Origin of the sequence: Caballeronia sp. dw_19, from assembly GCF_018449515.1 — a bacterium.
Classification (GTDB): domain Bacteria; phylum Pseudomonadota; class Gammaproteobacteria; order Burkholderiales; family Burkholderiaceae; genus Caballeronia.
In genome coordinates, this window is sequence record NZ_JAAVUQ010000048.1 from 29,366 (window position 1) to 51,942 (window position 22,577).

The following is a 22,577-nucleotide window of genomic DNA, read 5'->3' on the forward strand; positions in this document are numbered from 1 at the left end:
CCGGCGCCCAAGCGTTCTCAACGCCACGCTGCGACGCCGCCATGGCGCGAACACGTGCCGCTGCGATGCCGGCTGAAGCTCCACGTGCCATCGCGGCATCGCGCGGTGGCGCCGTCGGGGGCTTCGCCCGAACGCGAATGCGCCGGGGAGTGGACGGTTCGGCCGTCGTGATTGCGATAGGTCTGGTGGTTATCGAGGTCGGATTCGTTCGGGGAGGAATAGGCGTAGGCGAACGAGGCGGAGCCATTGAGCGCGAGGGCGGCGGCGAGGAGGATGGACGCGGTGCGCCGATAGAAACGTGTCGTCATTGTTTTTGTTTTGGGCGCGAGGAGCGTGAACGCTTGCGCTGGCCGTTCTGGATCGCCGCATTATCGAACCGGCGATCCTTCTGGATCAGTCAGGAATCGAGCGCTGCCGGATTCTTCGCGCGTGTTTTATCTTCCGATGCCAACCGGCGCGCGACTTTTTTCACGTCCTCCGCGGCAGGCAGGGTTTCGGGCCGGATGCCGCGTTCAAGGAGGGTCTTACGAACCGCTCCATTGTTGTTGATATGTTCCCGCGAGATCGCTTCTTCATTGCCAAGCTGTTTCTCGCGCGAATTGAAGATGGTGATTTCCGCTGCGAAATCCTTTGCCTTGAGAATGATCGTGGGCGCGAAATCGGCCAATGGCCGCTTGGCGGGGACCTTCCAATGCGATTTCATTTGCTGGGTGGATTTCTCGAACAAGGCGTGATCGCCTTTGCTCCGAATCATGCCGAAATCGTCGTTTCCACCGGTTTGTTCGAAAATCACTTCGGATAGCTCCTTTTCCGTATTGGTCAATTTCATGCGGGCGACCAGACGTTCCGAGTCGAGCAGACGTTGCTCGATCAACTCGGCGCGTCGGGTCTGGACGGCGAAATAGGTCTGTGCAAACGCAATTTCGTGCTTCTTGGGATCGCCGTTTTGAGCGACAAGATAGCAGGCGTAGCGAGTGAGCATGATGTCATCGACTTCGCGCTGGCTGCCTGAGCCGAGGTCGACCATTTTCCTGACGTCAGGAAAATGGTCTGCCGCCGCATGCCCCGATGTTTCGCAGGCAATCTCAGCTTTGTTCACAACCTTGACGAAGTTCTCCCACTTCGCATACCCAAGCAGGTGCTGAAGGTCGCGAGCAAGCCAGAATTCGACGCCGTTATTGGTCTGCTGAGCATGCGCTTCGAAATGCTCGGTCAACGAGTAAATCAGTTCGGTCTTCATGTACACCGTCCAAGATGGGTTGCGCGCGGTTGGCAAGCAAGGCAGCCGGCGCAAAGCAATAAAAAAAGCGGAAATCCCTTTATCAGGGACTCCGCTTTTAATCACAACCTCGAACAACCTTGGACGACAAATTATTACATCAGACGTTAAACAAGAAATTCATCACGTCGCCGTCGTGCACGACATATTCCTTCCCCTCCGCCCGCATTTTCCCGGCTTCCTTCGCGCCTTGCTCGCCCTTGAACGCGACGAAGTCATCGAAGGCGATGGTCTGCGCGCGAATAAACCCGCGCTCGAAATCCGTGTGGATAGCGCCGGCGGCCTGAGGCGCGGTGTCGCCGATATGAATCGTCCATGCCCGCACTTCCTTCACGCCCGCCGTGAAATACGTTTGCAATCCGAGCAGCTTGTAACCCGCGCGAATCACGCGATCCAGGCCCGGCTCTTCCATGCCGATATCGGCCAGGAACTCCTGCTTGTCGGCGTCGTCGAGATCCGCGATTTCCGCTTCGATCGCCGCGCACACCGCCACCACCGGCGCGCCCTCGGCCTCCGCGTGCTTGCGCACCGCGTCCAGGTGCGGATTGTTCTCGAAACCATCGTCCTTCACGTTCGCCACGTACATGGTCGGCTTGGCCGTGATCAGGCACAGCGGCTTGATCAGCGCGAGTTCGTCTTCGTTCAGGTCCAGCGCGCGCACGGGTTTCGCCTGATCGAGTTGCGCCTGGATCTTTTCCAGCAAGGGGACGAGCTTCGCCGCTTCCTTGTCGTTGCCCGAGCGCGCCGACTTGGCGAAACGGTGATGAGCTTTCTCGACCGTCGCCAAATCCGCCAGCGCCAGTTCCGTATTGATGACTTCGATGTCCGCGAGCGGGTCGATCTTGTTCGCGACGTGAATCACGTTTTCGTCTTCGAAGCAGCGCACGACGTGCGTGATGGCATCGGTTTCGCGAATGTTCGCGAGGAACTTGTTACCCAGGCCTTCGCCCTTGCTAGCGCCGGCCACGAGGCCCGCGATATCGACGAATTCAACAATGGCCGGAACCACGCGTTCGGGCTTGACGATCTCGGACAACGCCGCCAGACGGGGATCCGGCACTTCGACCACGCCGACATTCGGCTCGATCGTGCAGAACGGATAGTTTTCGGCGGCGATGCCGGCCTTGGTCAGTGCATTGAACAGTGTGGACTTGCCGACGTTAGGCAAGCCGACGATGCCGCATTGGAGGCTCATGGAATCCTTCGAACTGGTGAAACGGCGTGCGCCGCGTGGGTCAACGCTGGATGCGCGTGTCGCGGGTTTCACAACCCCGGCGACCAAGGCGCGTAGCGGGCGGCCACGTCGTACGGGCCGGAAAAACCGCTATTGTAGCGCCACGGCCGGGTCGGCTGGGCGGGCGGGATATGCCGCTACAGGGCGTCGCACCCGCTGAAACACCGCATTGACCATCGATTTCCGGCATACCCCGGCGGCTATAATGGCCGCATGACTTTCCACTCAAGAAATTTTCACGCGGTCGTGGTCGGCGGCGGGCTCGTCGGCAAGACGGCGGCGCTCGCGCTGACACAATCCGGCCTGCGCACCGCGTTGCTGGCAACGCCTGCTGCAGCCCCGCCCGCCGCCGGCAGCTTCGATTCCCGCATCTACGCGCTGTCATCGAGCTCGCAGGCGCTGCTGGAACGGCTGCGCGTCTGGCAGGCGCTGGAGCGCGACAAGCTTGGGCCGGTGCTGGACATGCGCGTTTTCGGCGATGCCTTCGCCGAACTGCATTTCTCCGCGTTCCAGGCGGCCGTGCCGCAATTGGCGTGGATTGTGGAGTCTTCGCTGATTGAACGATCGCTCGATGCCGCGCTGCGTTTCCAGCCGAACCTCACGTGGATCGATTCGCGCGCCCAGGGCCTGGCGATCCACGACGACGCCGCTCATCTGACCCTCGCAAACGGCGACACGCTCGAAACGGACCTGGTGGTCGGCGCGGACGGCGCGCATTCCTGGGTGCGGGCGCAGACGGGCGCGAAGATGCAGCGCCGGGATTATCGGCAAACGGGTGTGGTCGCGAACTTCAAGTGCGAAAAGCCGCACGGCGAGACGGCGTACCAATGGTTCCGCGATGGCGAGATCATTGCGTTGTTGCCGTTGCCGGGTGATCACGTGTCGCTCGTGTGGTCCGCTAAAACCGAACACGCCGATACCCTCCTGAAACTCGATCCCGCCCAACTCGCGGCGGAAGTCGAAAAGGCCACGCAAAACATGCTTGGCGCACTCGAATGCGTGACGCCCGCGCAGGGCTTTCCGCTCGCGCTGCAAACCGTGGACCGGCTGATCGGCGCACGTGTGGCGCTGGTGGGCGACGCTGCGCATCTGATTCACCCGCTGGCTGGGCAGGGCATGAACCTGGGTTTGCGCGATGTCGCCGCGCTGGCCGAAACCCTCGCCAACAAGGAAGCATTCCGCTCAGCCGGCGACCCGGTTTTACTGCGCCGATACGAACGCACCCGTCGCGAGGACATCCAGAAATTGACGCTCGCCTGCGACGGCCTGCAGAAACTCTTCGCCATGCCCGGCACGCTCGCTCGCGGACTGCGCAATACCGGCATGGCGCTCGTGGGTGCACAACCGCTTATCAAGCGCTGGCTTGTGTCTGCGGCGCTTGGTTGAGACCTGGTCAAGAACATCCCACCTACTTCAGATTGACGGAAACTCGAATGAAAATCACTCTTCGCCGCGCCCTGGTCGCTGCTGCCACGTTGGCCGCGGTGTTTGGTATCGGCATCGCGGCACAAGCCGATCAGACCACCGACAAGATCAAGGCCACGCTGCAATCGCGCATTGGTGACGCCGACATCAAAAGCGTCGAGAAGTCCCCGGTTCCAGGGCTCTACGAAGTCAATCTCGGCGCACAGATCGTGTACACGGACGCGACCGGCAACTATCTGCTGATGGGCGATCTCGTCGATACCCGCACGCGCACGAACATCACCGAAGCGCGTCTGGCAGAAACGAACAAGATCGACTTCGCGAAGCTGCCGTTCGAGAACGCGGTCAAAGTGGTGAAGGGCACGGGCGCGCGCAAGATCGCGGTGTTCTCCGATCCGAATTGCCCGTACTGCAAGCAGCTCGAAACCACGCTCAAATCCGTCGATAACGTCACCATCTACACTTTCCTGTACCCGGTTTTGTCGCCGGATTCGTCGGTCAAGTCGAAGTCGATCTGGTGCTCGAAGGACCGTTCGGGCGCCTGGGAAGGCTGGATGCTGGACCACACGGCGCCGACCGCCGCCGCTGGCTGCGACACAACCGCCATCGACAAGAACCTGAAGCTCGGCCAGTCGATGAACGTCACCGGTACGCCGACCGTTTTTCTCGCCGACGGACGCCGTCTGCCCGGCGCAGTGCCGGCCGATCGGCTGGAGAAGGAGTTGTCGGCGGTTCACTGAAGTCCGCTGTCGATTCGTGGACCAACGACGAAGGAGGCGCGCGAAGCGCCTCTTTCGCTTTCATGAACTTCCACTTGCCTGATTCTGCAATGAGCGGTTCAACCGCGAAAAAGCCCGGACAGCCAAACCCGGCGACAAGAACAAAAGGACCTCGACGCATGAACGCCATCCGTTACACCATTGTTCCGAAAAATCCCGCTGCGCATCTGTTCGAAGTGACGCTGACCGTCGCGCAACCCGATCCGTCGGGCCAGCGTTTTGTGCTGCCTGTGTGGATTCCGGGCAGCTACATGATCCGCGAATTCGCCCGCAATATCGTGACGCTGCAGGCGTTCAACGCGGCGGGCCGCAAGCTCGCCATCGATAAAACCGACAAGCACGCTTGGGTAACCGCACCGCACGATGGCCCGATCACGCTGCGTTATGAGGTCTACGGCTGGGACCTCTCAGTGCGTGCGGCGCATCTTGACGACACCATCGGTTTTTTCAACGGTACGAGTGTGTTCCTCGCGGTAGAAGGGCAGGCGGATGCGCCCTGCATAGTCGATATTCAAAAGCCTGCGGGCACGCAATACGCGAACTGGCGCGTGGCGACGGCATTGCCCGAGGCGCGCGGTACGAAGCGCTATGGTTTCGGCGCGTATGAAGCGCCGAATTACGATGCGCTGATCGATCATCCCGTGACGCTCGGCGAGTTCGCGCTTGGTTCCTTCGATGCCCACGGCGCGAAGCACGACATCGTGATTTCGGGCCGCGTGACCGGGCTCGATATGCATCGCCTGGAAACCGACCTCAAGCGCGTTTGCGAGTCGCAAATTGCGTTGTTCGAGCCGCGCACGAAGAAGGCGCCGGTTGATCGTTATGTGTTCATGACGGTCGCTGTCGCCGATGGTTACGGTGGCCTGGAACATCGTGCATCGACGGCGCTGATCTGCAATCGCGCCGATCTGCCTGTTGCCGGGCGGCCGGATGTGACGGATGGTTATCGCACGTATCTTGGTCTTTGCAGCCACGAATATTTCCATACGTGGAACGTGAAGCGCATCAAACCCGCTGCGTTCGCGCCATACGATTTATCGCAGGAAAATTACACGTCGCTGCTGTGGTTGTTCGAAGGTTTTACGTCGTACTACGACGACCTGATGCTCGTGCGAAGCGGCCTGATCAGCGCGAGCGAGTATTTTTCGCTTCTGGGAAAGACGCTCGGCGGCGTGTTGCGCGGGTCGGGGCGGCTCAAGCAGACCGTGGCTGAAAGTTCGTTCGATGCCTGGGTCAAATATTATCGGCAGGACGAAAACGCAGCGAACGCAATTGTCAGCTATTACCAGAAGGGTTCGCTTGTCGCGCTCGCTTTCGACCTGTCGATCCGCGCGCAAACCGAAGGCAAGAAATCACTCGACGACGTCATGCGGCTTCTGTGGCAACGCTACGGCCGGGATTTTTATCACGGCAAAGCGTGGGGTATCGAAGAAAGCGAGGTGGAAGCCTTGTTCGCCGAAGCTACCGGCGCCGATTTGAAAAAGCTATTCCGCGACGGTGTCCACGGGACGCGTGATCTGCCGCTCGATACTTTGTTCGAGCCCTTCGGCATCACGTTCGCGCCCGATGTCGCGACCAACGGCACGGCGGGGAAACCGTCGCTCGGCGCGCGGATTCGCAATGGCGCGGATTGCGTACTCGCGGTTGTCCACGAGAATAGCGCGGCGCAGAAGGCGGGGCTATCGGCCGGTGACGTGCTGGTTGCAATCGACGGCTTGCGCGTCACGGGATCGAATCTCGACACGCTGCTTGCGCGTTATTTGCCAGGCGCGAAGGTGGAAGTGCACGCATTCCGGCGCGACGAATTGCGCGTCGCGCAGGTCAGGCTCGATCCGCCGGAGGTATCGCGTTATGTGCTTTCTACCGCCGATGGACGCGGTCCGTCGAAGCAATGGCGCGAACGCTGGCTGAAAGGTTGAGGCGTTAAAGCAGCGCTAAAGGCGGATTGTTCTATTGTTGCAACAATCCGTCACGAGTGCGCAGCTTGTTCCCGGCGTCGTAAAAAAGAAGAATGCGTCCTGTCAGAGCGCGATCCGTGCTCGAACTCAACAGACACAGGAATCATCATGACGACCATTCTTCAAATCAATTCCGCAGCTCGCTCGCAAGGCGCCCAATCAACGTTGCTCGCTGACGAAGTGTCGGCGAAGCTGCAGCAAGTGCACCCGGGTGCGAAGCTAGTCGTGCGCAATCTTCTCTCCGACAACCTTCCCCACCTCGACGATGCCACGCTCGGCGCATTCTTCACGCCCGCCGACCAACGCACGGCTGAACAAAACGCGATCCACGCCAAGAGCGAAGCGCTTATCGCCGAATTGCAAGCGGCTGACGTAGTCGTGATCGCCGCGCCGATGTACAACTTCGGCATTTCGTCGCAACTGAAGGCGTACTTCGACTGGATCGCACGCGCAGGCATCACGTTCAAGTACGGCGCGAACGGCCCGGAAGGCCTGGTGACGGGCAAGAAGGTGGTAGTTGTATCGGCACGTGGCGGCAAGTACAGCGGCACGCCGAATGATTCGCAAACGCCGTATCTGAAGTCGTTCCTCGGTTTCCTGGGCATGACCGACGTCAGCTTCATCTTCGCCGAAGGCCTGGCAATGGGCCCGGACGCTGCCGGCGCCGCTTTGGCTACCGCACGCGACTCGATCGCCGCGCTGTAAGCAAGTTTGTGAAGTAGCAGGACGCTTTTGAAAGAACCCGCCGTGTCGTGAGACATCGGCGGGTTTTTTACGCTGGGACGTCAGGCAAACGCCAGTCGATGGCCGGTCGCCCGTGTTGCTCGAGATACGTATTCGCCGACACAAAATGCCCGCAGCCCAGAAAGCCGCGATGCGCTGACAGCGGAGACGGGTGGGGCGCTTCCAGCACGCAGTGCGCCTTCCCGGATGCCACCGCCGACGCGATCAATCCTCGTTTTGCCTGCGCATGCGCACCCCAAAGCATGAACACGAGATGTTCGTGTCGAAGGGCAAGTTCGTGGATCAGCGTGTCGGTGCAATGCTCCCAGCCGCGTTTGGCGTGGCTGCCGGCTTTATCGCGTTCCACCGTCAGCGATGTGTTCAACAGCAGCACGCCTTGTTGCGCCCATGCGTCGAGGCAACCGTGAGCGGGCGCAGTAAAACCAAGGCTGGCGTTGATTTCCTTGAAGATATTTTTCAGCGATGGCGGCGGCCGAACCGGCGCCGGCACCGAAAACGCCAGGCCGTGAGCTTGCGGCGCACCGCGATCTTCGCCGTGGTAAGGATCCTGTCCGAGGATGACGACCTTCACATCGCCGGGACGAGTCAGGCGCAATGCGCGGAAGACATCGGCGGGATACACGGTCTTGCCGGCGGCGCGCTCGGCGTCGACGAACGCGCACAACGCGGCGTAATGCGGGCTGTCGATAAAAGTCTTCAGATGCTTGCGCCAGTCCGCCGGCAACGCGTCGAACTGACTTTCGAGCGACGTAAACGGTTCGAGCTGGGTTTTCGGTGACTCAGCTTCAAATAGTGACGCCTGACTCATTTCACGCCGCCGTTGGAGCCAGCCACTTTGGACTCGCACAGGTCGTAGCCCCGGCGTGCCTTGCTGGCGTCGTCAGGCTGGAGATACAGAAACGCTCCCCGCATTTGCGCGGCAAGGATGTTCAATGCTTCCTCGTTGCCAGATTTCAGTTCGAGTTCGAGTTCGCTGATTGGAGCGGTCAGGCGCTCGCCGTCCACTTCAGCCACCACCTCGCCGAGATCCAGCGCGGCTTCAATCCGCGCACCGTCAATTTCGATGTCCCAGATCACGCGTGAGAAATCGGTGCGGAACAGCGCGGCCAATTCGGGCGCGGCGTCGCTGAGCGCATTGGCGGCGTGCTCGTCATCGCAAATTTCAAGCAGGGCGGGGATTTCCAGCGCTTCGCCGGCTACGGGCCGCTCCCACTCGTGGCGGTTGTGCAAACCGTCCGTCGATTCACCCGCCGTCTTGTACGTTTGCAACCATTGATCCGGCGTACCGCGCAGACGCACCGCACTTTTCGCCTTCGCGAGCGCACGGTCAGGGGTATCGAAGTACACGTTGGTGAGCTGGATCTTGCGGCCTTCCCGACCGGTGCGTTGTGTCAGGTCCTTCGCTATCTCGCCATGTTCCGACGTAGGCAGCGCCAGTTTGATCTCGCGTTCAATACTCAAAATAAACTCCGTGCAACAGCGTCAGAAGAACATTCGCGCCAGTTCGGTACCGGGGTCGTCGGCGCGCATGAACGCCTCGCCGACCAGGAACGTCTGCACGTCCATGGCGCGTAGCCGGTCGACATCGACGCGGCTCAGAATGCCCGATTCGGTCACCACTATACGATCTTCAGGAACCATGTCCAGCATGCCGATCGTCGTTTCAATCGATGTCTCGAACGTGCGGAGATTGCGGTTATTCACACCGATCAACGGTGTCTTCAACGTAAGTGATTGCTCGAGTTCGTCACGATCGTGAACTTCCACGAGCACCGCCAGCCCGAGCGAGTGCGCGTACGCTTCGAGATCTCGCATTTGCAAGGGCTGGAGCGCGGCGGCGATCAACAGAATGCAGTCGGCGCCCATCGCGCGGGCTTCCAGGATCTGATAAGGATCGACAATGAAGTCCTTGCGCAGAACCGGCAGGCTGCAAGCGGCGCGCGCTTCTTCGAGATACGCAACGCTGCCCTTGAAGAACTGCACGTCGGTCAGCACCGACAAACACGCGGCGCCGCCTTGTTCGTACGATTTCGCGATTTCGGCGGGGACGAAGTTCTCGCGCAATACGCCCTTCGACGGACTCGCTTTCTTCACTTCCGCGATGATCGCCGGCTTCCCCGCGGCGTGCTTCGCGCGCAATGCGCCGACGAAGTCGCGCGAGTCGCGCGTGCTCGCCTGCAAACGCAGTTCCTCGAGCGACACGCTTTCCTGCGCGATGCGAATTTCGCCTCGTTTGACTTCGATAATGCGGTCGAGAATGTCACTCATGTCCTGGCCTCTTTATTTCGCGAATTGCTGCGTGAAGCGCACGAGTTCATCGACTTTTTCACGCGCTTGCCCGCTCGCGATCACCTCTTTCGCGAGGACCATGCCGGCCGCGATCGATTCGACCACGTTCGCGGCATATAACGCCGTGCCCGCATTCAGCGTCACGATTTCGCGCGCGACGCACGGCTTGTTATTCAGCGCGCCGAGCAACATGGTTTTCGATTCCAGCGCGTCGGCCACTTTCAGCGTCCGGTTCGACACCATCTGCAGGCCGAAGTCCTCCGGATGAATCTCATACTCGCGCACTTCGCCGTTGCGCAGCTCGCCTACCACGGTTGCCGCACCCAGCGATACTTCGTCCATGCCGTCCTTGCCGTACACCACCAGCACGTGCTTAGCTCCCAGGCGTTGCATGACGCGAACCTGGATGCCGACGAGGTCCTCATGGAACACGCCCATCAACTGATTGGGCGCGCCGGCCGGGTTGGTCAGCGGGCCGAGGATGTTGAAAATCGTCCGCACGCCGAGTTCACGACGCACCGGCGCGATGTTTTTCATCGCCGGATGATGATTCGGCGCGAACATGAAACCCATACCCGTTTCGGCAATGGATAACGCCACTTGTTCCGGCTTCAGATCGATATTCACGCCCAGCGCTTCAAGCACGTCTGCGCTGCCCGATTTACTCGATACCCCGCGATTGCCGTGCTTCGCGACCTTCGCGCCGGCGGCCGCCGTGACAAACATGGTGGCCGTCGAAATGTTGAAGGTATGCGAGCCGTCGCCGCCGGTGCCCACGATATCGACTAGATTCTCGCTATCCGGCACGGTGACGTGATTCGCGAACTCGCGCATTACCGTGGCGGCCGCCGCGATTTCTCCGATGGTTTCCTTCTTCACGCGCAAACCCGTGATGATCGCGGCGGACATCACCGGCGACATCTCGCCGCGCATGATCATGCGCATCAGGTGCAGCATTTCGTCGTGGAAAATCTCGCGATGCTCGATTGTCCGTTGCAACGCTTCCTGGGCCGTAATTGTCATGATCGGATCTCGGTTCACGCGCGAATGCCTTGCGCCGGGCTCTTGACGAAGTTTTCGAGCAGCGCGTGGCCGTGCTCGGAAAGAATCGATTCCGGGTGGAATTGCACGCCCTCGACCGCGAGTTCTTTATGACGCACGCCCATGATTTCGCCGTCAGGCGTCCACGCGGATATTTCCAGGCAATCCGGCAGCGACTCGCGTTCGATCGCGAGCGAGTGATAACGCGTCACGCTGAAATGTTTCGGCAGGTCGGAAAACACGCCGCGGCAATCCGTTTCGATAGTGCTGACTTTGCCGTGCATGATGGTTTGCGCGCGCACTACGCGTCCGCCGAACGCCTCACCAATGGCCTGATGGCCGAGGCAAACGCCCAAAATAGGGATCTTTCCGGAAAATTCGCGCAGCACGTTGAGCGTGATGCCCGCGTGTTGCGGATTGCTCGGCCCCGGCGAGAGGCAGATCCGCTCGGGATTGAGCTTTGCGATTTCATCGAGGGTAATTTCGTCGTTGCGGAAAGTCCGCACATCCTCGCCCAGTTCGCCGAAATACTGGACCAGGTTATAGGTGAACGAATCGTAGTTGTCGATCATCAGCAGCATGGTCTGTCTCCGGTCAGAAGTCGCTATCGAGGCCGTCTTGCACCTGCTCGGCGGCGCGCAGCACTGCTCGCGCCTTGTTCTCCGTCTCCTGCCATTCCGACTCGGGCACCGAATCAGCGACCACGCCCGCTGCCGCCTGCACGTACAAATTGCCCTTGTGGATCAGACCCGTGCGGATCGCGATGGCGAGATCCATCTCGCCCGTGAACGACAGATACCCGCAAGCGCCGCCGTACAAGCCGCGTTTCACCGGCTCCAGCTCGTCGATGATTTCCATCGCCCGCACTTTCGGCGCGCCCGACAGCGTGCCGGCGGGGAAGGTGGCGCGCAGCACGTCGAAATTGGTCGTGCCGGGTTTCAGCTTGCCTTCCACCGAACTCACGATGTGCTGAACGTGCGAGTACTTTTCGATCGCCAGCTTGTCGGTCACCACCACCGATCCCGTCTGCGCAATCCGGCCGACATCATTACGCGCCAGATCGATCAGCATCACGTGTTCGGCCACTTCTTTCGGATCGTTCAGCAATTCGGTCGCGAGTTCTGCATCACGTTCCGGCGTGTTGCCGCGCGGCCGCGTGCCGGCGAGAGGACGAATGGTCACAATCCGTTCGTCGCCACGTTTTTCCTGCCGCACCAGAATTTCCGGCGATGCCCCCACCACGTGGAATTCCCCGCCGAAGTTGTAGTAATACATATACGGCGATGGATTCAGCGAACGCAACGCGCGATACAGCGAGAGCGGGTTATCGCGGAACGGCTTCACGAGCCGCTGGCCAACCTGAACCTGCATCAATTCGCCAGCCGCGATGTACTCCTTCGCCTTTCGCACCGCGTTCAGGTAATCGTCCTTCGCGAACTCCCGATACGTCTCCGTCCGCACGCTAGCTGAGGTCACCGGCGGCTGCACGGTCGTGCGCAAACGCGACCGCAATTCGCGCAGGCGCTGTTTGGCTTTCGTGAATGCTTCGGGCGTGGTCGGGTCGGCGTAGACAATCAGATAAAGCTTGCCGGCGAGGTTATCGATAACCGCCATTTCTTCGGTCAGCAGCAACTGGATATCGGGCAGGCCGAGATCGTCACGCGGAGCCGTATGGGCCAGCTTCTTTTCGATATAACGCACGGCGTCATAACCGAAATACCCGGCCAGACCGCCGCAAAAGCGCGGTAGTCCCGGGCGCTGCGCAATTTTGAAGCGCTTCTGAAATTCTTCGATAAACGTCAGCGGATCGGCTTGGCTCGTTTCAATGACGTTGCCGTCCTTCAGCACCTCCGACACGCCGTTCTGTACGCGAATCATGGTGCGGGCCGGCAAGCCGATAAACGAGTAACGCCCGAAGCGCTCGCCACCCACCACCGATTCCAGCAGGAACGAGTTGGCGCCATTGCGCTCGGTTTGAGCCAGCTTGAGATAAAGCGAAAGCGGCGTTTCGAGGTCGGCCAGCGCCTCGGCGATCAGGGGAATGCGGTTGAAACCTTCATTCGCCAGCGATTGGAATTCGAGTTCGGTCATGTTCTGATCCTTTACGTGTCGCTTGTTGGATTTGGCGACATCGAGCACACACTGGGCGCTGCGGACAATTTACCGCACGGCGCGAATCTCGCTCTCGTTTGTGCGTTGCCTGATGCTTCAAACGCTGTCCCGATCGTTTAGGCGGTGGTAGCCATTTGCTAAAACGGCACGGCCGCAAAACGGAATTTGGGCGCAACGAATGATGCGGATCAGGCCAGGCATCAAGGTAAAACAAGTCGGCGGGATCGGCGCGCGGAATGCGCAGCGAAACAAAAAACGGTTGCCGAAGACGAGCTTCGGCGTTCCTCAGGCGAGGTTAGCGCGACCAGCGACGCCAGGGCCAGGCTCCCCGGTCGATGCTGCTCAGACTCCGTTTTTTGTTCAGAAACATGAGGATTGAACTAGTCAGTCGATGTTGTCGCGCCGGGTGCGGCGGGCGCGGTCATGGTTGCTGCTATTGCCTGTGCGGCAGCTAGCAGGGAAGAAACTATACCATCGGATTTCACCAGGTGCACGGGTTTGCCGTGGTTGTAACCGTAAGGCACCGTAAGCGTCGCCATACCCGCTGCGCGACCCGCCAGCGCATCATTCTCCGAATCCCCAATGGCCACGGCTTCGCGTGGCAGCACGTCCAGCCGTTCGCAAGCAATCAGCATAGGCGCCGGATCAGGCTTTTTTTGCGGGACGGAATCGCCGCCGAGCACAACCTTGAAGTATTCGGCCAAGCCGAATTTTGTTAACAATTCGACAGCGAACCTGTGCGGCTTGTTCGTCACGCATGCCAACGGCAATCCGAGATCCCGCAGCGCTTTCAAGCCTTCCGTGACTTCGGGATAGAGCGTGGCGTGCTGTCCATTGATGCGTGCATATTCGGTCTGGTAGATCGCGAGCGCGTCCTCGAACTTCGTGGCTGCTTCGAGTGCTGAAAACCGCACGGCCAGCACGCTGCGGATCAGGTTCTCCGAACCTTTGCCGATATAGCCAATGACTTCGTCCCGATCTGTGGCCTTCGTGCCAATCCGCGCCAGCATGCCGTTGAGCGCGGCGACGAAATCGTCCGCGGTGTCGATCATGGTCCCGTCAAGGTCAATGATCGCCGCGCGCAGCGTCTTGTTCGTGAACGCCGGAAGCTCCGCCGTGAGTTCGCTCATCGTGCTTCCCCGGTATTCACTTTGGCCAACTCGGCGCGCATTTGCGCAATCACGTCGTGATAATTGTGGTGGCCGAAAATGGCCGATCCGGCCACGAACGTATCCGCGCCGGCTTCCGCGATTTCCCGGATGTTGTCGATTTTGACGCCGCCGTCCACTTCGAGATGAATCTCGCGTCCGGTGCGCTCGCGGTATTCGTCGATGCGCCGACGCGCTTCGCGCAGTTTAACGAGCGCTTCGGGAATGAACGACTGGCCGCCAAAGCCCGGATTCACCGACATGATGAGCACCAGGTCGACTTTATCCATGACATAGTCGAGATGACTCAACGACGTCGCCGGGTTAAAAACGAGACCTGCCTTGCAGCCGTGTTCGCGAATCAGCGAAAGCGTGCGATCGATATGATCTGAACCTTGCGGGTGAAAGCTGATCACATTAGCGCCGGCCTTGGCGAAATCCGGCACGATCCGATCGACCGGCCGCACCATCAGATGGACGTCGATAGGAACATCCGTATGCGGACGCAGCGCCTCACAGACCATGGGGCCGATTGTCAGGTTCGGAACGTAATGGTTGTCCATCACGTCGAAGTGGATCCAGTCTGCGCCGGCGGCGACCACATTGCGGACCTCTTCGCCGAGAATGGCGAAGTCGGCGGACAAAATACTGGGGGACAGGCGAAATTGCGTCATGACGTCGGCCGGTTGCGAGCGGAAAATGCATTTTACAGCGTGAAGACCTTTTTGACCGCTGACCGAATGGCCTACGTCCCATCCCGCGGCCTTTCGCGGGAGCTTCGTGCGGCTGACAAAGCCCTTGCACGCAGTGGCGTTCTGTTGCGGGCACCGGCTGCATCAAGCAGAATGCGTCACCTGACGTTCACGCAAATTCGCGAGACCCGCGCCGGGCCTCTGTCCTTAAAGGGGGGAGGGGTTCGAACCCGCGTAGCACATTTTTGAATTGGAAAAGCGATGAGCCAGTATGAATTCAGCGTTTCCGTCCAGACGCAGTATCTCCCTGAACAATCGGATCCGGACGCCCGGCAGTTTGCTTTCGCCTACACCCTGACCATCCGCAATACCGGGCAGGTCGCGGCGCAACTGATCTCGCGCCACTGGATCATTACTGACAGCGACGACGCAGTGCAGGAAGTAAAGGGACTTGGCGTGGTGGGGAACCAGCCATTGCTGCCGCCGGGAGAGAAATTCGAGTACACGAGCTGGGCCGTCATTGCGACGCCCGTTGGCACCATGCGTGGTTCGTATTTTTGCGTAGCCGAAGATGGCGAGCGTTTCGAGGCGCCAATTGCCGAGTTTTCGTTGCACATGCCGCGAACGCTGCATTGAACTGGCAGCGCTGAAGCACGTGCCGTCATGGTGCTTGCTGCTTTCGTTTCTCCTGGCGCCTGTTTTTCTTCTTGCCCGAAGCCGTCCACACGACGATAAAGATCAGCAGAAGCAGCGCCAAGAGAGACTCGAGCGCAAAAATAAGCATTGGGTATTCGTCGAATAGATCAGACATGGCGGTTCTCATCAAGAACGAACATTGTATGCGTTTCACTCGCTCGCTCGCCGGATTGGCGGGTTGGGCGGCGTCGATCACAGCAGCCGTCCTGCTCGCTTCGTGCGGCGGTGGCTCCATTAAGTCCGGGTATCTCGCGCCACCGACCGGTGCACCGATCATCACGGGACAGCGCGCGGCTAATCGCTTGACTGCAGTGAGCTGGCAGCAAGTGCCCGGCTGGCAGGACGATTCGCTGCTCGGCGCGACTGCCGCGATGCGCCAGAACTGCAGCCGTCTCGCGCAACAGCCCGCGTGGCGCCGGGCATGCGCGGCGGCGCAGCGTCTCGACGATCTCGACATGAACGCCGCCCGCGAATTCTTCGAGGCGTATTTCACGCCATTCCAGTTGGCCAACACCGACGGCACGCTCGACGGTCTCGTGACCGGTTACTACGAGCCGTTGTTGCGCGGTTCGCGTACGCGTCACGGGGCTTATCAATACGCGTTGTATCGATGGCCGTATCGGTTCAAAGCCGGCACCGCATTGCCGACGCGTGCCCAGCTTGAAAGTTCGGGTGTGTTGAACGGCAACGAACTGGTTTGGGTCGACGACCCTATCGAAGCGTTCTTCCTGCAGATCCAGGGCTCGGGACAAGTCGTGATGGAAGACGGGACCACCATGCGCATTGGTTTTGGCGGGACGAACAACCAGCCGTACAAATCAATTGGGCGTGAGTTGCTGGATCGGCGTGAACTCACGCCGGCACAGGCCACGATGCAAGGTATCAAGGCGTGGGCGAAAGCGAATCCGTCGCGTGTCGATGCATTGCTCGACGTCAATCCGCGCTTTGTGTTCTTCCGCGAGATGCCGGGCACGGAAACGCTGGCGGCTGGCGTGGGAACCGGGCCGGTGGGCGCGCTGGGTGTTCCGCTTACGCCCGAACGTTCGATCGCGGTGGACCCGTCCTCCATCCCGCTCGGCACGCCGGTTTTCTTGCAGACCACTCGCCCGTTGAGCAATTCGCCGATGAACCGGCTGGTGTTCGCCCAGGACACCGGCAGCGCGATCAAGGGCGGCGTGCGCGCGGATTATTTCTGGGGTCTGGGTGACGATGCCGGCGATCTCGCTGGCCGGATGAAGCAGGCCGGCAGGATGTGGCTGCTGCTGCCGAATTCGTAGACGGGTGTTGGGGATGTCGCGAGAGTAGGCATAAGCGCCGGATTGCCGGCGCTTATGCAATCAACTCGCTGCTTTGCGCGCGGGCGATCATTTGAGGATCGGCCCGAGAGAGCCGGAATCTTGAATGCAAGTATCGCTCGCGTAACAAGCGCAGAATACAGAATCAACTCGCTGCTTTCCGCCGGTCAATCACGCGCCGCGCCTTTCCAACCGACCGCTCAATACCGTTCACACCCAGCACCTGAACCACTGCACTGACACCGATCAAAGCCTTGATGTCGTAAGCGAGCGCAACTTTGGCCTGATCGAGAACCCCCATATCCGGGGCCGTTTCAGGACAAGGTTCAACATTCAACGTGAGCACATCAAGTGGACCTTCTTTCGTCAGCACGATCTGATAATGCGGCGCGAGCGCGTGCTGCTTGAGCAGCAGCTCTTCAATTTGCGTTGGAAATACATTCACACCGCGCACGATCATCATGTCGTCCGAGCGCCCCGTGATTTTTTCCATCCGACGCATCGTTCGCGCGCTGCCCGGCAAAAGCCGGGTGAGATCGCGAGTCCGGTAGCGGATGATCGGCAGTGCTTCCTTGGTCAGCGAAGTGAATACGAGTTCGCCCAGTTCACCGTCGGGCAAGACCTCGCCGGTCTCCGGATCAATGATCTCGGGATAGAAATGATCTTCCCAGATCGTCGGGCCGTCCTTCGTCTCGACACACTCTGACGCCACCCCCGGTCCCATTACTTCCGATAGCCCGTATATATCGACAGCGTCGATACCCATCCGCTTCTCGATAGCCGTGCGCATCTCGTTCGTCCACGGCTCCGCGCCGAAGATGCCGATGCGCAGCGAGCAATCGGCGGGATGAATGCCCTGGCGCTCGAGTTCGTCGGCGATCGACAGCATGTAGCTGGGCGTCACCATGATGATGTCGGGGCGAAAATCCTGGATCAACTGCACTTGCTTTTCGGTCTGGCCGCCGCCGAACGGGATCACGGTCAAACCCGCACGCTCAGCGCCGTAATGAGCACCGAGGCCACCCGTGAATAAACCATAGCCGTAGCTGACGTGCACTTTGTCGCCACGCCGAGCGCCCGCAGCCCGAATGGAACGCGCGACGAGATTTGCCCAGGTGTCGATGTCCTTCGCCGTGTAACCAACCACGGTCGGCTTGCCCGTCGTCCCGGACGACGCGTGGATTCGCGAAATCTGGTCGTGCGGAACGGCGAACATACCGTACGGGTAGTTATCGCGGAGATCCTTCTTCGTCGTGAACGGGAAACGCGCTAAGTCGGCCAGGTTTTTCACGTCGTCCGGATGGACGCCCGCTTCGTCGAACTTGCGGCGGTACACCGGCGAGTTTTCATACGCATGGGCGAGCGACCACTTGAGGCGTTCGAGCTGCAGCGCCGTTAGTTCGTCGCGGCTGGCCGTCTCGATCGGGTCCAGCGGAAGCGCGTTGTTCATCGAGTGTCTCCTTCTTGATCGTCAATCAATCGCCCGAATCAAGTTCGTATGGGCGCTGTGTTTTGTAGGGTGGGTCAGGATTCCACGGAAACCAGATTGCCCTTTATCTGCGACGACTTTCCGCGGAACATCGCGACCGTTTCGCCTTCGCGGTTCGTGACGCGAATGTCGTAGATGCCGGTTCGCCCCGTCAGTGATTGTTCGACAGCTTCTGCCGACAAGCGGTCGCCGCCTTTCACTGCACGCAGAAATTCAATGGAACAGCCTGCCGCGACCGTATTGATGTTGTACGAGTTACAGGCAAACGCGAACGTTGAGTCGGCCAGCGTGAAAATGAGTCCGCCGTGGCAGATACCGTGACCGTTCAGAAAGTCGTCGCGGACGTTCATTTGCATGCGCGCGTACCCCGGACGAACTTCCTTGAGTTCGAGGCCGAGCGCACGGCTGCATGCATCCGCTTCGTACATGGCTTGCGCGGTCGCGTTGGCGAGTTCTTCAGGTGTCATTGCTGCGTTCTCCCGGAGTTTTCTGATCGAATTTCAGAGGCCGTCGAAGCGGGGCGCACGTTTTTCCTTGAAGGCCGCGACGCCCTCGGCGTAGTCGTGCGAGTCACCTAGTTCGCGTTGAACGTCGCGCTCCAGATCCAATTGCTGATCGAGCGTATTGTTCGCGGCGGCACGGATAGCGTGCTTGATTGCTGCGATAGCCTTGGCGGGCTGCTGTGCGAGTTGCGCGGCAAGCTTCAGTGCAGCGCTCTGCAATTGCTCGTCGTCGACCACTTTCCAGACCAGTCCCCACGTCTCAGCTTGTTCGGCGCCCAGTTTGTCTCCGGTCAATGCGAGGCCCAGCGCCCGTGCTTCGCCAACGCGCCGCGGCAAGAGCCACGTGCCGCCGGTATCCGGAACCAGACCAATCTTCACAAAAGCCTGGACGAAACTCGCTGAACGCGCCGCTACGATCAGGTCGCACGCCATGGCGAGATTCGCTCCGGCACCGGCCGCGATACCGTTGACAGCGGCAATCACCGGCAACGGCAAGGCCTGCAGGCGGCGCACGAGCGGGTTGAAATGCCGGTCGATCAGCGCGCCCAGATTGGTCATCGCGCCCGGCGTGAAGTCAAGATCGGCGAGATCCTGGCCCGCGCAAAAGCCGCGGCCCGCCCCCGTGATTACCAGTGCCCGGGCGTTGCTTCCTTCAACCTGATCGAGCGCTTTGTTCAATTCCTCGTGCATCGTCCGCGTGAAGCTGTTCAGCTTGTCGGGACGATTGAGCGTCAGCGTGGCGACGCGCGTGCTTGCGTCGATACAGATGACGATTGAATTGCTGTTGTCGGACATGGTGTCTCCTTGCTGACCAGGTTGTGCAAATACGCATGCCTTCGATACTAGCCGCGCCCGGCGCCGCGTTCCATTCCGCCGAATGGCCTATGTCTTGACGCGGCGTTGCGGGCCGGGCACCTATGCCGTTTGGCTAGCTGTTGCTGGCACGGTCTTGGGTGCAACATGCATTCTGCCTTGGACAACGCGGAAGCGGTTCGCGACGAACGCTGCGTCTGACAATGACGAGTTAGCGGCAGGATTGGCGCCAGTGCCGTGGAAATCCGAGTACGCCGCTGTCTGGTTGACGAACACGCCACTGGTCAGATTGATCGAGAGCGCGACACCGCCGCGGATCGCCGCGTCGTAGGCAGCGTCGACCACTGCATCGTCCGTGCTGTACACGGAGAACGTCAGCGCACCGTGTTTCGCAGCAATCGATCCCGCCAGGTCAAGAGACTGTGCTGTCGAGTCCGTCGCAATGACAAACGAGATTGGGCCGAACCACTCCTGCGTGAATTTTGCGGCGTCGGTACGAATGTCCAGTTTCAACATGAGAGGAGAGCGCACGTGGGCATCGGGGAACGTAGGATGAGCGAGCGATTGACTATCTGTCAGCACTTCGCCCAGTTGCCGGGCGTCGGCAATGCGCGCCATCACGCCATCATTCTGAATGGCACCCGTCAATTCCACCGCGCGGGCCGGATCGGAGACCAGCTTTTCGACGGCAGCCGCGAGCGTCTTCGCGACGTCGTCGAAGCTCATGTGGCCGTCGCTCGTCTGGATGCCGTCGCGTGGCACGTAGATGTTTTGCGGCGCCGTGCACATTTGGCCGGAGTACAACGCCAGCGAGAATGCGATATTGCCGGCAACAGCTTTGAGGTTATCTACCGAATCGATCACGATCTGATTCACGCCGGCCTTCTCCGTGTAGACCTGCGCCTGGTGCGCATGGCGCTCGAGCCAGTTGCCGTTTTGCGTGCTGCCGGTGAAATCGATCAGCTTGATTTCGGGGCGCAGCGCAAGATCCTGAACGAGGGGGCCATCGTTCGCTTCGGTCGCAAGCAGCGTGACCACGTTCGGGTCGAATCCGGCTTCGCGCAGAACGTCGCGAGCGATGCGTACCGTAATTGCCAGCGGCAGGATGGCGCCAGGATGCGGCTTGACGATGACCGTGTTACCCGTGGCCAGATCGGCGAACATCCCCGGATAGCCGTTCCAGGTGGGGAATGTACAGCAACCGAGCACAAGACCTGTACCGCGCGGCACGATGGTGAAACGCTTGTGCATCGCGAGCGGAGGATTCTTGCCTTGGGGCTTTTCCCAATAAGCGTCGGCGGGAATTCGGCGAAGCTCGTCCCACGCGTAGGCCATTGCTTCGAGCGCGCGATCCTGCGCATGCGGACCGCCTGCCTGAAAGGCCATCATGAAGGCTTGCCCGGTCGTGTGCATGACGCTGTAGCCGATCTCGAAACTCGCCTTGTTCAGCCGGGTCAGTATTTCGAGGCTTACGCCCACCCACGCGTCGGGACCGGCCGCGCGCCACTGGCTTTGAGCGGTCCTGGATGCAGCCAGCAGTGCGTCGACGTTCGCTTTCGGATAGCGAATTCCGAGTGTGAGCCCAAAGGGCGAACGCTCATTGCCAACTTTCTCGCCGGTTGTCGGCTGGTCCAGATCGAAGGTCCGGTTCAGGTGTGCTTTGAAGGCCGCCTCGCCATCCGAACTAGCCGTTTCACCGTACACTTTGGGACTCGGCATTTCGGGAAACGGGCTCCAGTAGCCACGTGTTGCAATGGCGGAAAGCGCTTGATTAAGCGTCGCTTCGTGCTTCGTGAATAGCGGATGTGTCATGGCGGCAAGGGATGGGTAACGGTGATGGACGCTGGATCAATTAATTGACCGACCGGTTGGTTTGCGAATGTTAGCATTTTCGAGACGCGTGCGCGAAGCGTTTTCGCGCGAGTTCACATAGGAGGAATGAATGGCTTACGAGAATCTATTGACCGAAGTCCGCGGACGAGTCGGCTTGATCACGTTGAACCGGCCTAAGGCGCTCAACGCGCTAAACGATGCCCTGATGGATGAGCTCGGCGTCGCGCTGAAGCAATTCGATGCCGACGAGAACATCGGCGCGATCGTGCTGACCGGCAGCGAAAAAGCGTTCGCGGCGGGGGCGGACATCGGCATGATGGCCGGCTATTCCTATATGGACACGTTCAAGGGTGACTACATCACGCGCAACTGGGAAACGGTGCGCACTATTCGCAAGCCGATCATTGCCGCGGTGTCAGGCTTCGCTCTTGGCGGCGGTTGTGAGCTGGCCATGATGTGCGACATCATCATTGCCGCCGATACCGCCAAGTTCGGACAACCGGAAATCAAGCTTGGCGTGATTCCGGGTGCCGGCGGCACGCAGCGGCTGCCGCGCGCAGTGTCGAAGGCGAAGGCAATGGACATGTGCCTGACCGCGCGCATGATGGGCGCCGAAGAGGCGGAGCGCGCGGGTTTGGTATCGCGCGTTGTGCCGGCGGCAAGCTTGTTAGACGAAGCAATGGAAGCAGCATCGATAATCGCGAGCTTCTCGCTGCCTGCGGTAATGATGGCGAAGGAGTCCGTTAATCGCGCATATGAATCGACGTTGGCAGAGGGAGTTCACTTCGAGCGGCGCATGTTCCATTCACTCTTTGCCACTGAAGATCAGAAGGAAGGAATGGCCGCGTTTGTTGAGAAGCGGAAACCGGTTTTTAAGCACCGTTGAAATTCTTTTCACGAACCCCTTGCGCAAGGGTGAAACGGGCACTAGAATTCCGTTCCTTCGCTTCCCAAAGAGGCGAAGGGAAGTGAGAAAGTGCAGTAAGCGTGGCGCTTAAGAGGATGCCGCAGAGCCAAGCAGGACGGGCTTCGCAGCGAATCGGAAAGTTCGGGTGAAGTAAAAAACCTGTTGACGAAAAGCGAAACGCACGACATAATCTCGTTTCTGTGCTGCAGAAGCAGCGACGCGAAAGCGGCAGGGTTCTGAGGGTTGGGGCTGTGCGGTGTGTAGCGAATGTTCTTTAAAAACTAACAGCCGATAAGTGTGGGCGCTTGGTGCTTGGCTTTGAGCGTGGTGGTGTTTCTTA

23 protein-coding genes are annotated in these 22,577 nt (G+C 60.0%); 7 read left to right on the top strand and 16 right to left on the bottom strand.

The features are described from left to right. Positions 1 to 17: 17 nt before the first annotated feature. From HB376_RS36065 to ychF, 3 genes are all read right to left on the bottom strand, one after another. Positions 18 to 308 carry a DUF3761 domain-containing protein gene (locus tag HB376_RS36065; protein WP_213768482.1) on the bottom strand — a complete coding sequence of 97 codons (291 nt, stop codon included), beginning with the start codon at positions 306 to 308 and terminating at the stop codon, positions 18 to 20. Between the two features lie 89 nt (positions 309 to 397). Continuing rightward, positions 398 to 1,240 carry a DNA damage-inducible protein D gene (gene dinD / locus HB376_RS36070; RefSeq protein WP_213768483.1) on the bottom strand — a complete coding sequence of 281 codons (843 nt, stop codon included), beginning with the start codon at positions 1,238 to 1,240 and terminating at the stop codon, positions 398 to 400. A 139-nt stretch (positions 1,241 to 1,379) separates the two neighbouring features. Further along, entirely contained in the window at positions 1,380 to 2,474 is a 1,095-nt protein-coding gene (gene ychF, locus HB376_RS36075; protein WP_213768484.1) for a redox-regulated ATPase YchF, read from the bottom strand. 252 nt (positions 2,475 to 2,726) lie between these two features. Between ychF and HB376_RS36080 the strand changes: the two genes are divergently transcribed. The 4 genes from HB376_RS36080 to HB376_RS36095 all read left to right on the top strand — a co-directional run bounded on the left by HB376_RS36080 (position 2,727) and on the right by HB376_RS36095 (position 7,380). After that, positions 2,727 to 3,899, top strand: a complete 1,173-nt coding sequence (locus HB376_RS36080; protein WP_213768485.1) for a UbiH/UbiF family hydroxylase — start codon at positions 2,727 to 2,729, stop codon at positions 3,897 to 3,899. A gap of 47 nt (positions 3,900 to 3,946) precedes the next feature. Continuing rightward, positions 3,947 to 4,678: a DsbC family protein gene (locus HB376_RS36085; protein WP_213768486.1), complete on the top strand. Its 732-nt coding sequence runs from the start codon at positions 3,947 to 3,949 to the stop codon at positions 4,676 to 4,678. 158 nt (positions 4,679 to 4,836) lie between these two features. Then, positions 4,837 to 6,636 (top strand): PDZ domain-containing protein, encoded by a 1,800-nt coding sequence (locus HB376_RS36090; RefSeq protein WP_213768487.1) that lies wholly within the window; start codon positions 4,837 to 4,839, stop codon positions 6,634 to 6,636. A gap of 147 nt (positions 6,637 to 6,783) precedes the next feature. After that, the gene (locus HB376_RS36095; protein WP_213768488.1) at positions 6,784 to 7,380 is read left to right on the top strand and encodes an NAD(P)H-dependent oxidoreductase; all 597 of its coding nucleotides are present in this window, start codon (positions 6,784 to 6,786) and stop codon (positions 7,378 to 7,380) included. 67 nt (positions 7,381 to 7,447) lie between these two features. On the opposite strand, the gene HB376_RS36100 is transcribed toward HB376_RS36095, so the two are convergent. The 8 genes from HB376_RS36100 to rpe form a co-directional block, all read right to left on the bottom strand. Further along, positions 7,448 to 8,227 (bottom strand): uracil-DNA glycosylase, encoded by a 780-nt coding sequence (locus HB376_RS36100; protein ID WP_213768489.1) that lies wholly within the window; start codon positions 8,225 to 8,227, stop codon positions 7,448 to 7,450. Next, a complete protein-coding gene (locus tag HB376_RS36105; protein ID WP_213768490.1) occupies positions 8,224 to 8,880 on the bottom strand; it encodes a CYTH domain-containing protein in 657 nt (218 codons plus the stop codon). The genes HB376_RS36100 and HB376_RS36105 overlap by 4 nt, the downstream gene beginning before the upstream one ends. A gap of 21 nt (positions 8,881 to 8,901) precedes the next feature. Continuing rightward, entirely contained in the window at positions 8,902 to 9,687 is a 786-nt protein-coding gene (gene trpC / locus HB376_RS36110) for an indole-3-glycerol phosphate synthase TrpC (RefSeq protein ID WP_213768491.1), read from the bottom strand. Positions 9,688 to 9,699: 12 nt separating this feature from the next. Further along, positions 9,700 to 10,731 (bottom strand): anthranilate phosphoribosyltransferase, encoded by a 1,032-nt coding sequence (gene trpD, locus HB376_RS36115; protein ID WP_213768492.1) that lies wholly within the window; start codon positions 10,729 to 10,731, stop codon positions 9,700 to 9,702. Between the two features lie 14 nt (positions 10,732 to 10,745). After that, the gene (locus tag HB376_RS36120) at positions 10,746 to 11,330 is read right to left on the bottom strand and encodes an aminodeoxychorismate/anthranilate synthase component II (RefSeq protein WP_213768493.1); all 585 of its coding nucleotides are present in this window, start codon (positions 11,328 to 11,330) and stop codon (positions 10,746 to 10,748) included. Between the two features lie 13 nt (positions 11,331 to 11,343). Then, entirely contained in the window at positions 11,344 to 12,840 is a 1,497-nt protein-coding gene (gene trpE / locus HB376_RS36125) for an anthranilate synthase component I (protein ID WP_213768494.1), read from the bottom strand. 401 nt (positions 12,841 to 13,241) lie between these two features. After that, on the bottom strand, positions 13,242 to 13,991 hold the full coding sequence (locus HB376_RS36130) for a phosphoglycolate phosphatase (protein WP_213768495.1): 750 nt from the start codon (positions 13,989 to 13,991) through the stop codon (positions 13,242 to 13,244). Then, complete coding sequence (gene rpe / locus HB376_RS36135) at positions 13,988 to 14,683, bottom strand: ribulose-phosphate 3-epimerase (RefSeq protein WP_213768496.1); 696 nt, start codon at positions 14,681 to 14,683, stop codon at positions 13,988 to 13,990. Before rpe ends, HB376_RS36130 begins: the two co-directional genes overlap by 4 nt. A 279-nt stretch (positions 14,684 to 14,962) precedes the next feature. On the opposite strand from rpe, the gene apaG reads away from it, so the two are divergent. Next, on the top strand, positions 14,963 to 15,337 hold the full coding sequence (gene apaG / locus HB376_RS36140; protein ID WP_213768497.1) for a Co2+/Mg2+ efflux protein ApaG: 375 nt from the start codon (positions 14,963 to 14,965) through the stop codon (positions 15,335 to 15,337). A 95-nt stretch (positions 15,338 to 15,432) separates the two neighbouring features. Continuing rightward, entirely contained in the window at positions 15,433 to 16,674 is a 1,242-nt protein-coding gene (locus tag HB376_RS36145; RefSeq protein ID WP_213768506.1) for an MltA domain-containing protein, read from the top strand. A gap of 163 nt (positions 16,675 to 16,837) precedes the next feature. Here the strand turns inward: HB376_RS36145 and paaK are convergent, their stop codons facing one another. The 4 genes from paaK to paaN form a co-directional block, all read right to left on the bottom strand. Then, positions 16,838 to 18,142, bottom strand: a complete 1,305-nt coding sequence (gene paaK / locus HB376_RS36150; RefSeq protein WP_213768498.1) for a phenylacetate--CoA ligase PaaK — start codon at positions 18,140 to 18,142, stop codon at positions 16,838 to 16,840. A gap of 74 nt (positions 18,143 to 18,216) precedes the next feature. After that, positions 18,217 to 18,648 carry a hydroxyphenylacetyl-CoA thioesterase PaaI gene (paaI, locus tag HB376_RS36155; RefSeq protein WP_213768499.1) on the bottom strand — a complete coding sequence of 144 codons (432 nt, stop codon included), beginning with the start codon at positions 18,646 to 18,648 and terminating at the stop codon, positions 18,217 to 18,219. A gap of 33 nt (positions 18,649 to 18,681) precedes the next feature. Next, positions 18,682 to 19,479, bottom strand: coding sequence for a 2-(1,2-epoxy-1,2-dihydrophenyl)acetyl-CoA isomerase PaaG (paaG, locus tag HB376_RS36160; protein ID WP_213768500.1), 798 nt, complete (start codon positions 19,477 to 19,479; stop codon positions 18,682 to 18,684). A 120-nt stretch (positions 19,480 to 19,599) separates the two neighbouring features. Beyond that, complete coding sequence (gene paaN / locus HB376_RS36165; protein WP_213768501.1) at positions 19,600 to 21,309, bottom strand: phenylacetic acid degradation protein PaaN; 1,710 nt, start codon at positions 21,307 to 21,309, stop codon at positions 19,600 to 19,602. A 130-nt stretch (positions 21,310 to 21,439) separates the two neighbouring features. On the opposite strand from paaN, the gene HB376_RS36170 reads away from it, so the two are divergent. After that, positions 21,440 to 22,216: an enoyl-CoA hydratase gene (locus tag HB376_RS36170; RefSeq protein ID WP_213768502.1), complete on the top strand. Its 777-nt coding sequence runs from the start codon at positions 21,440 to 21,442 to the stop codon at positions 22,214 to 22,216. Positions 22,217 to 22,324: 108 nt separating this feature from the next. Here the strand turns inward: HB376_RS36170 and HB376_RS36175 are convergent. Then, positions 22,325 to 22,577: hypothetical protein (locus HB376_RS36175; protein ID WP_213768503.1), on the bottom strand; the 253-nt coding region annotated here is incomplete at its 5' end.

Excerpts from the sequence above, each read along its gene's own strand:
- ychF (WP_213768484.1), bottom strand. The coding sequence starts at position 2,474 with ATGAGCCTCCAATGCGGCATCGTCGGCTTGCCTAACGTCGGCAAGTCC.
- HB376_RS36170 (WP_213768502.1), top strand. The coding sequence starts at position 21,440 with ATGGCTTACGAGAATCTATTGACCGAAGTCCGCGGACGAGTCGGCTTG.
- HB376_RS36095 (WP_213768488.1), top strand. The coding sequence starts at position 6,784 with ATGACGACCATTCTTCAAATCAATTCCGCAGCTCGCTCGCAAGGCGCC.
- trpD (WP_213768492.1), bottom strand. The coding sequence starts at position 10,731 with ATGACAATTACGGCCCAGGAAGCGTTGCAACGGACAATCGAGCATCGC.
- trpE (WP_213768494.1), bottom strand. The coding sequence starts at position 12,840 with ATGACCGAACTCGAATTCCAATCGCTGGCGAATGAAGGTTTCAACCGC.
- HB376_RS36080 (WP_213768485.1), top strand. The coding sequence starts at position 2,727 with ATGACTTTCCACTCAAGAAATTTTCACGCGGTCGTGGTCGGCGGCGGG.
- trpC (WP_213768491.1), bottom strand. The coding sequence starts at position 9,687 with ATGAGTGACATTCTCGACCGCATTATCGAAGTCAAACGAGGCGAAATT.
- rpe (WP_213768496.1), bottom strand. The coding sequence starts at position 14,683 with ATGACGCAATTTCGCCTGTCCCCCAGTATTTTGTCCGCCGACTTCGCC.
- HB376_RS36090 (WP_213768487.1), top strand. The coding sequence starts at position 4,837 with ATGAACGCCATCCGTTACACCATTGTTCCGAAAAATCCCGCTGCGCAT.
- HB376_RS36100 (WP_213768489.1), bottom strand. The coding sequence starts at position 8,227 with ATGAGTCAGGCGTCACTATTTGAAGCTGAGTCACCGAAAACCCAGCTC.
- paaI (WP_213768499.1), bottom strand. The coding sequence starts at position 18,648 with ATGACACCTGAAGAACTCGCCAACGCGACCGCGCAAGCCATGTACGAA.
- paaK (WP_213768498.1), bottom strand. The coding sequence starts at position 18,142 with ATGAACAACGCGCTTCCGCTGGACCCGATCGAGACGGCCAGCCGCGAC.
- HB376_RS36120 (WP_213768493.1), bottom strand. The coding sequence starts at position 11,330 with ATGCTGCTGATGATCGACAACTACGATTCGTTCACCTATAACCTGGTC.
- HB376_RS36130 (WP_213768495.1), bottom strand. The coding sequence starts at position 13,991 with ATGAGCGAACTCACGGCGGAGCTTCCGGCGTTCACGAACAAGACGCTG.
- paaG (WP_213768500.1), bottom strand. The coding sequence starts at position 19,479 with ATGTCCGACAACAGCAATTCAATCGTCATCTGTATCGACGCAAGCACG.
- apaG (WP_213768497.1), top strand. The coding sequence starts at position 14,963 with ATGAGCCAGTATGAATTCAGCGTTTCCGTCCAGACGCAGTATCTCCCT.
- paaN (WP_213768501.1), bottom strand. The coding sequence starts at position 21,309 with ATGACACATCCGCTATTCACGAAGCACGAAGCGACGCTTAATCAAGCG.
- dinD (WP_213768483.1), bottom strand. The coding sequence starts at position 1,240 with ATGAAGACCGAACTGATTTACTCGTTGACCGAGCATTTCGAAGCGCAT.
- HB376_RS36085 (WP_213768486.1), top strand. The coding sequence starts at position 3,947 with ATGAAAATCACTCTTCGCCGCGCCCTGGTCGCTGCTGCCACGTTGGCC.
- HB376_RS36065 (WP_213768482.1), bottom strand. The coding sequence starts at position 308 with ATGACGACACGTTTCTATCGGCGCACCGCGTCCATCCTCCTCGCCGCC.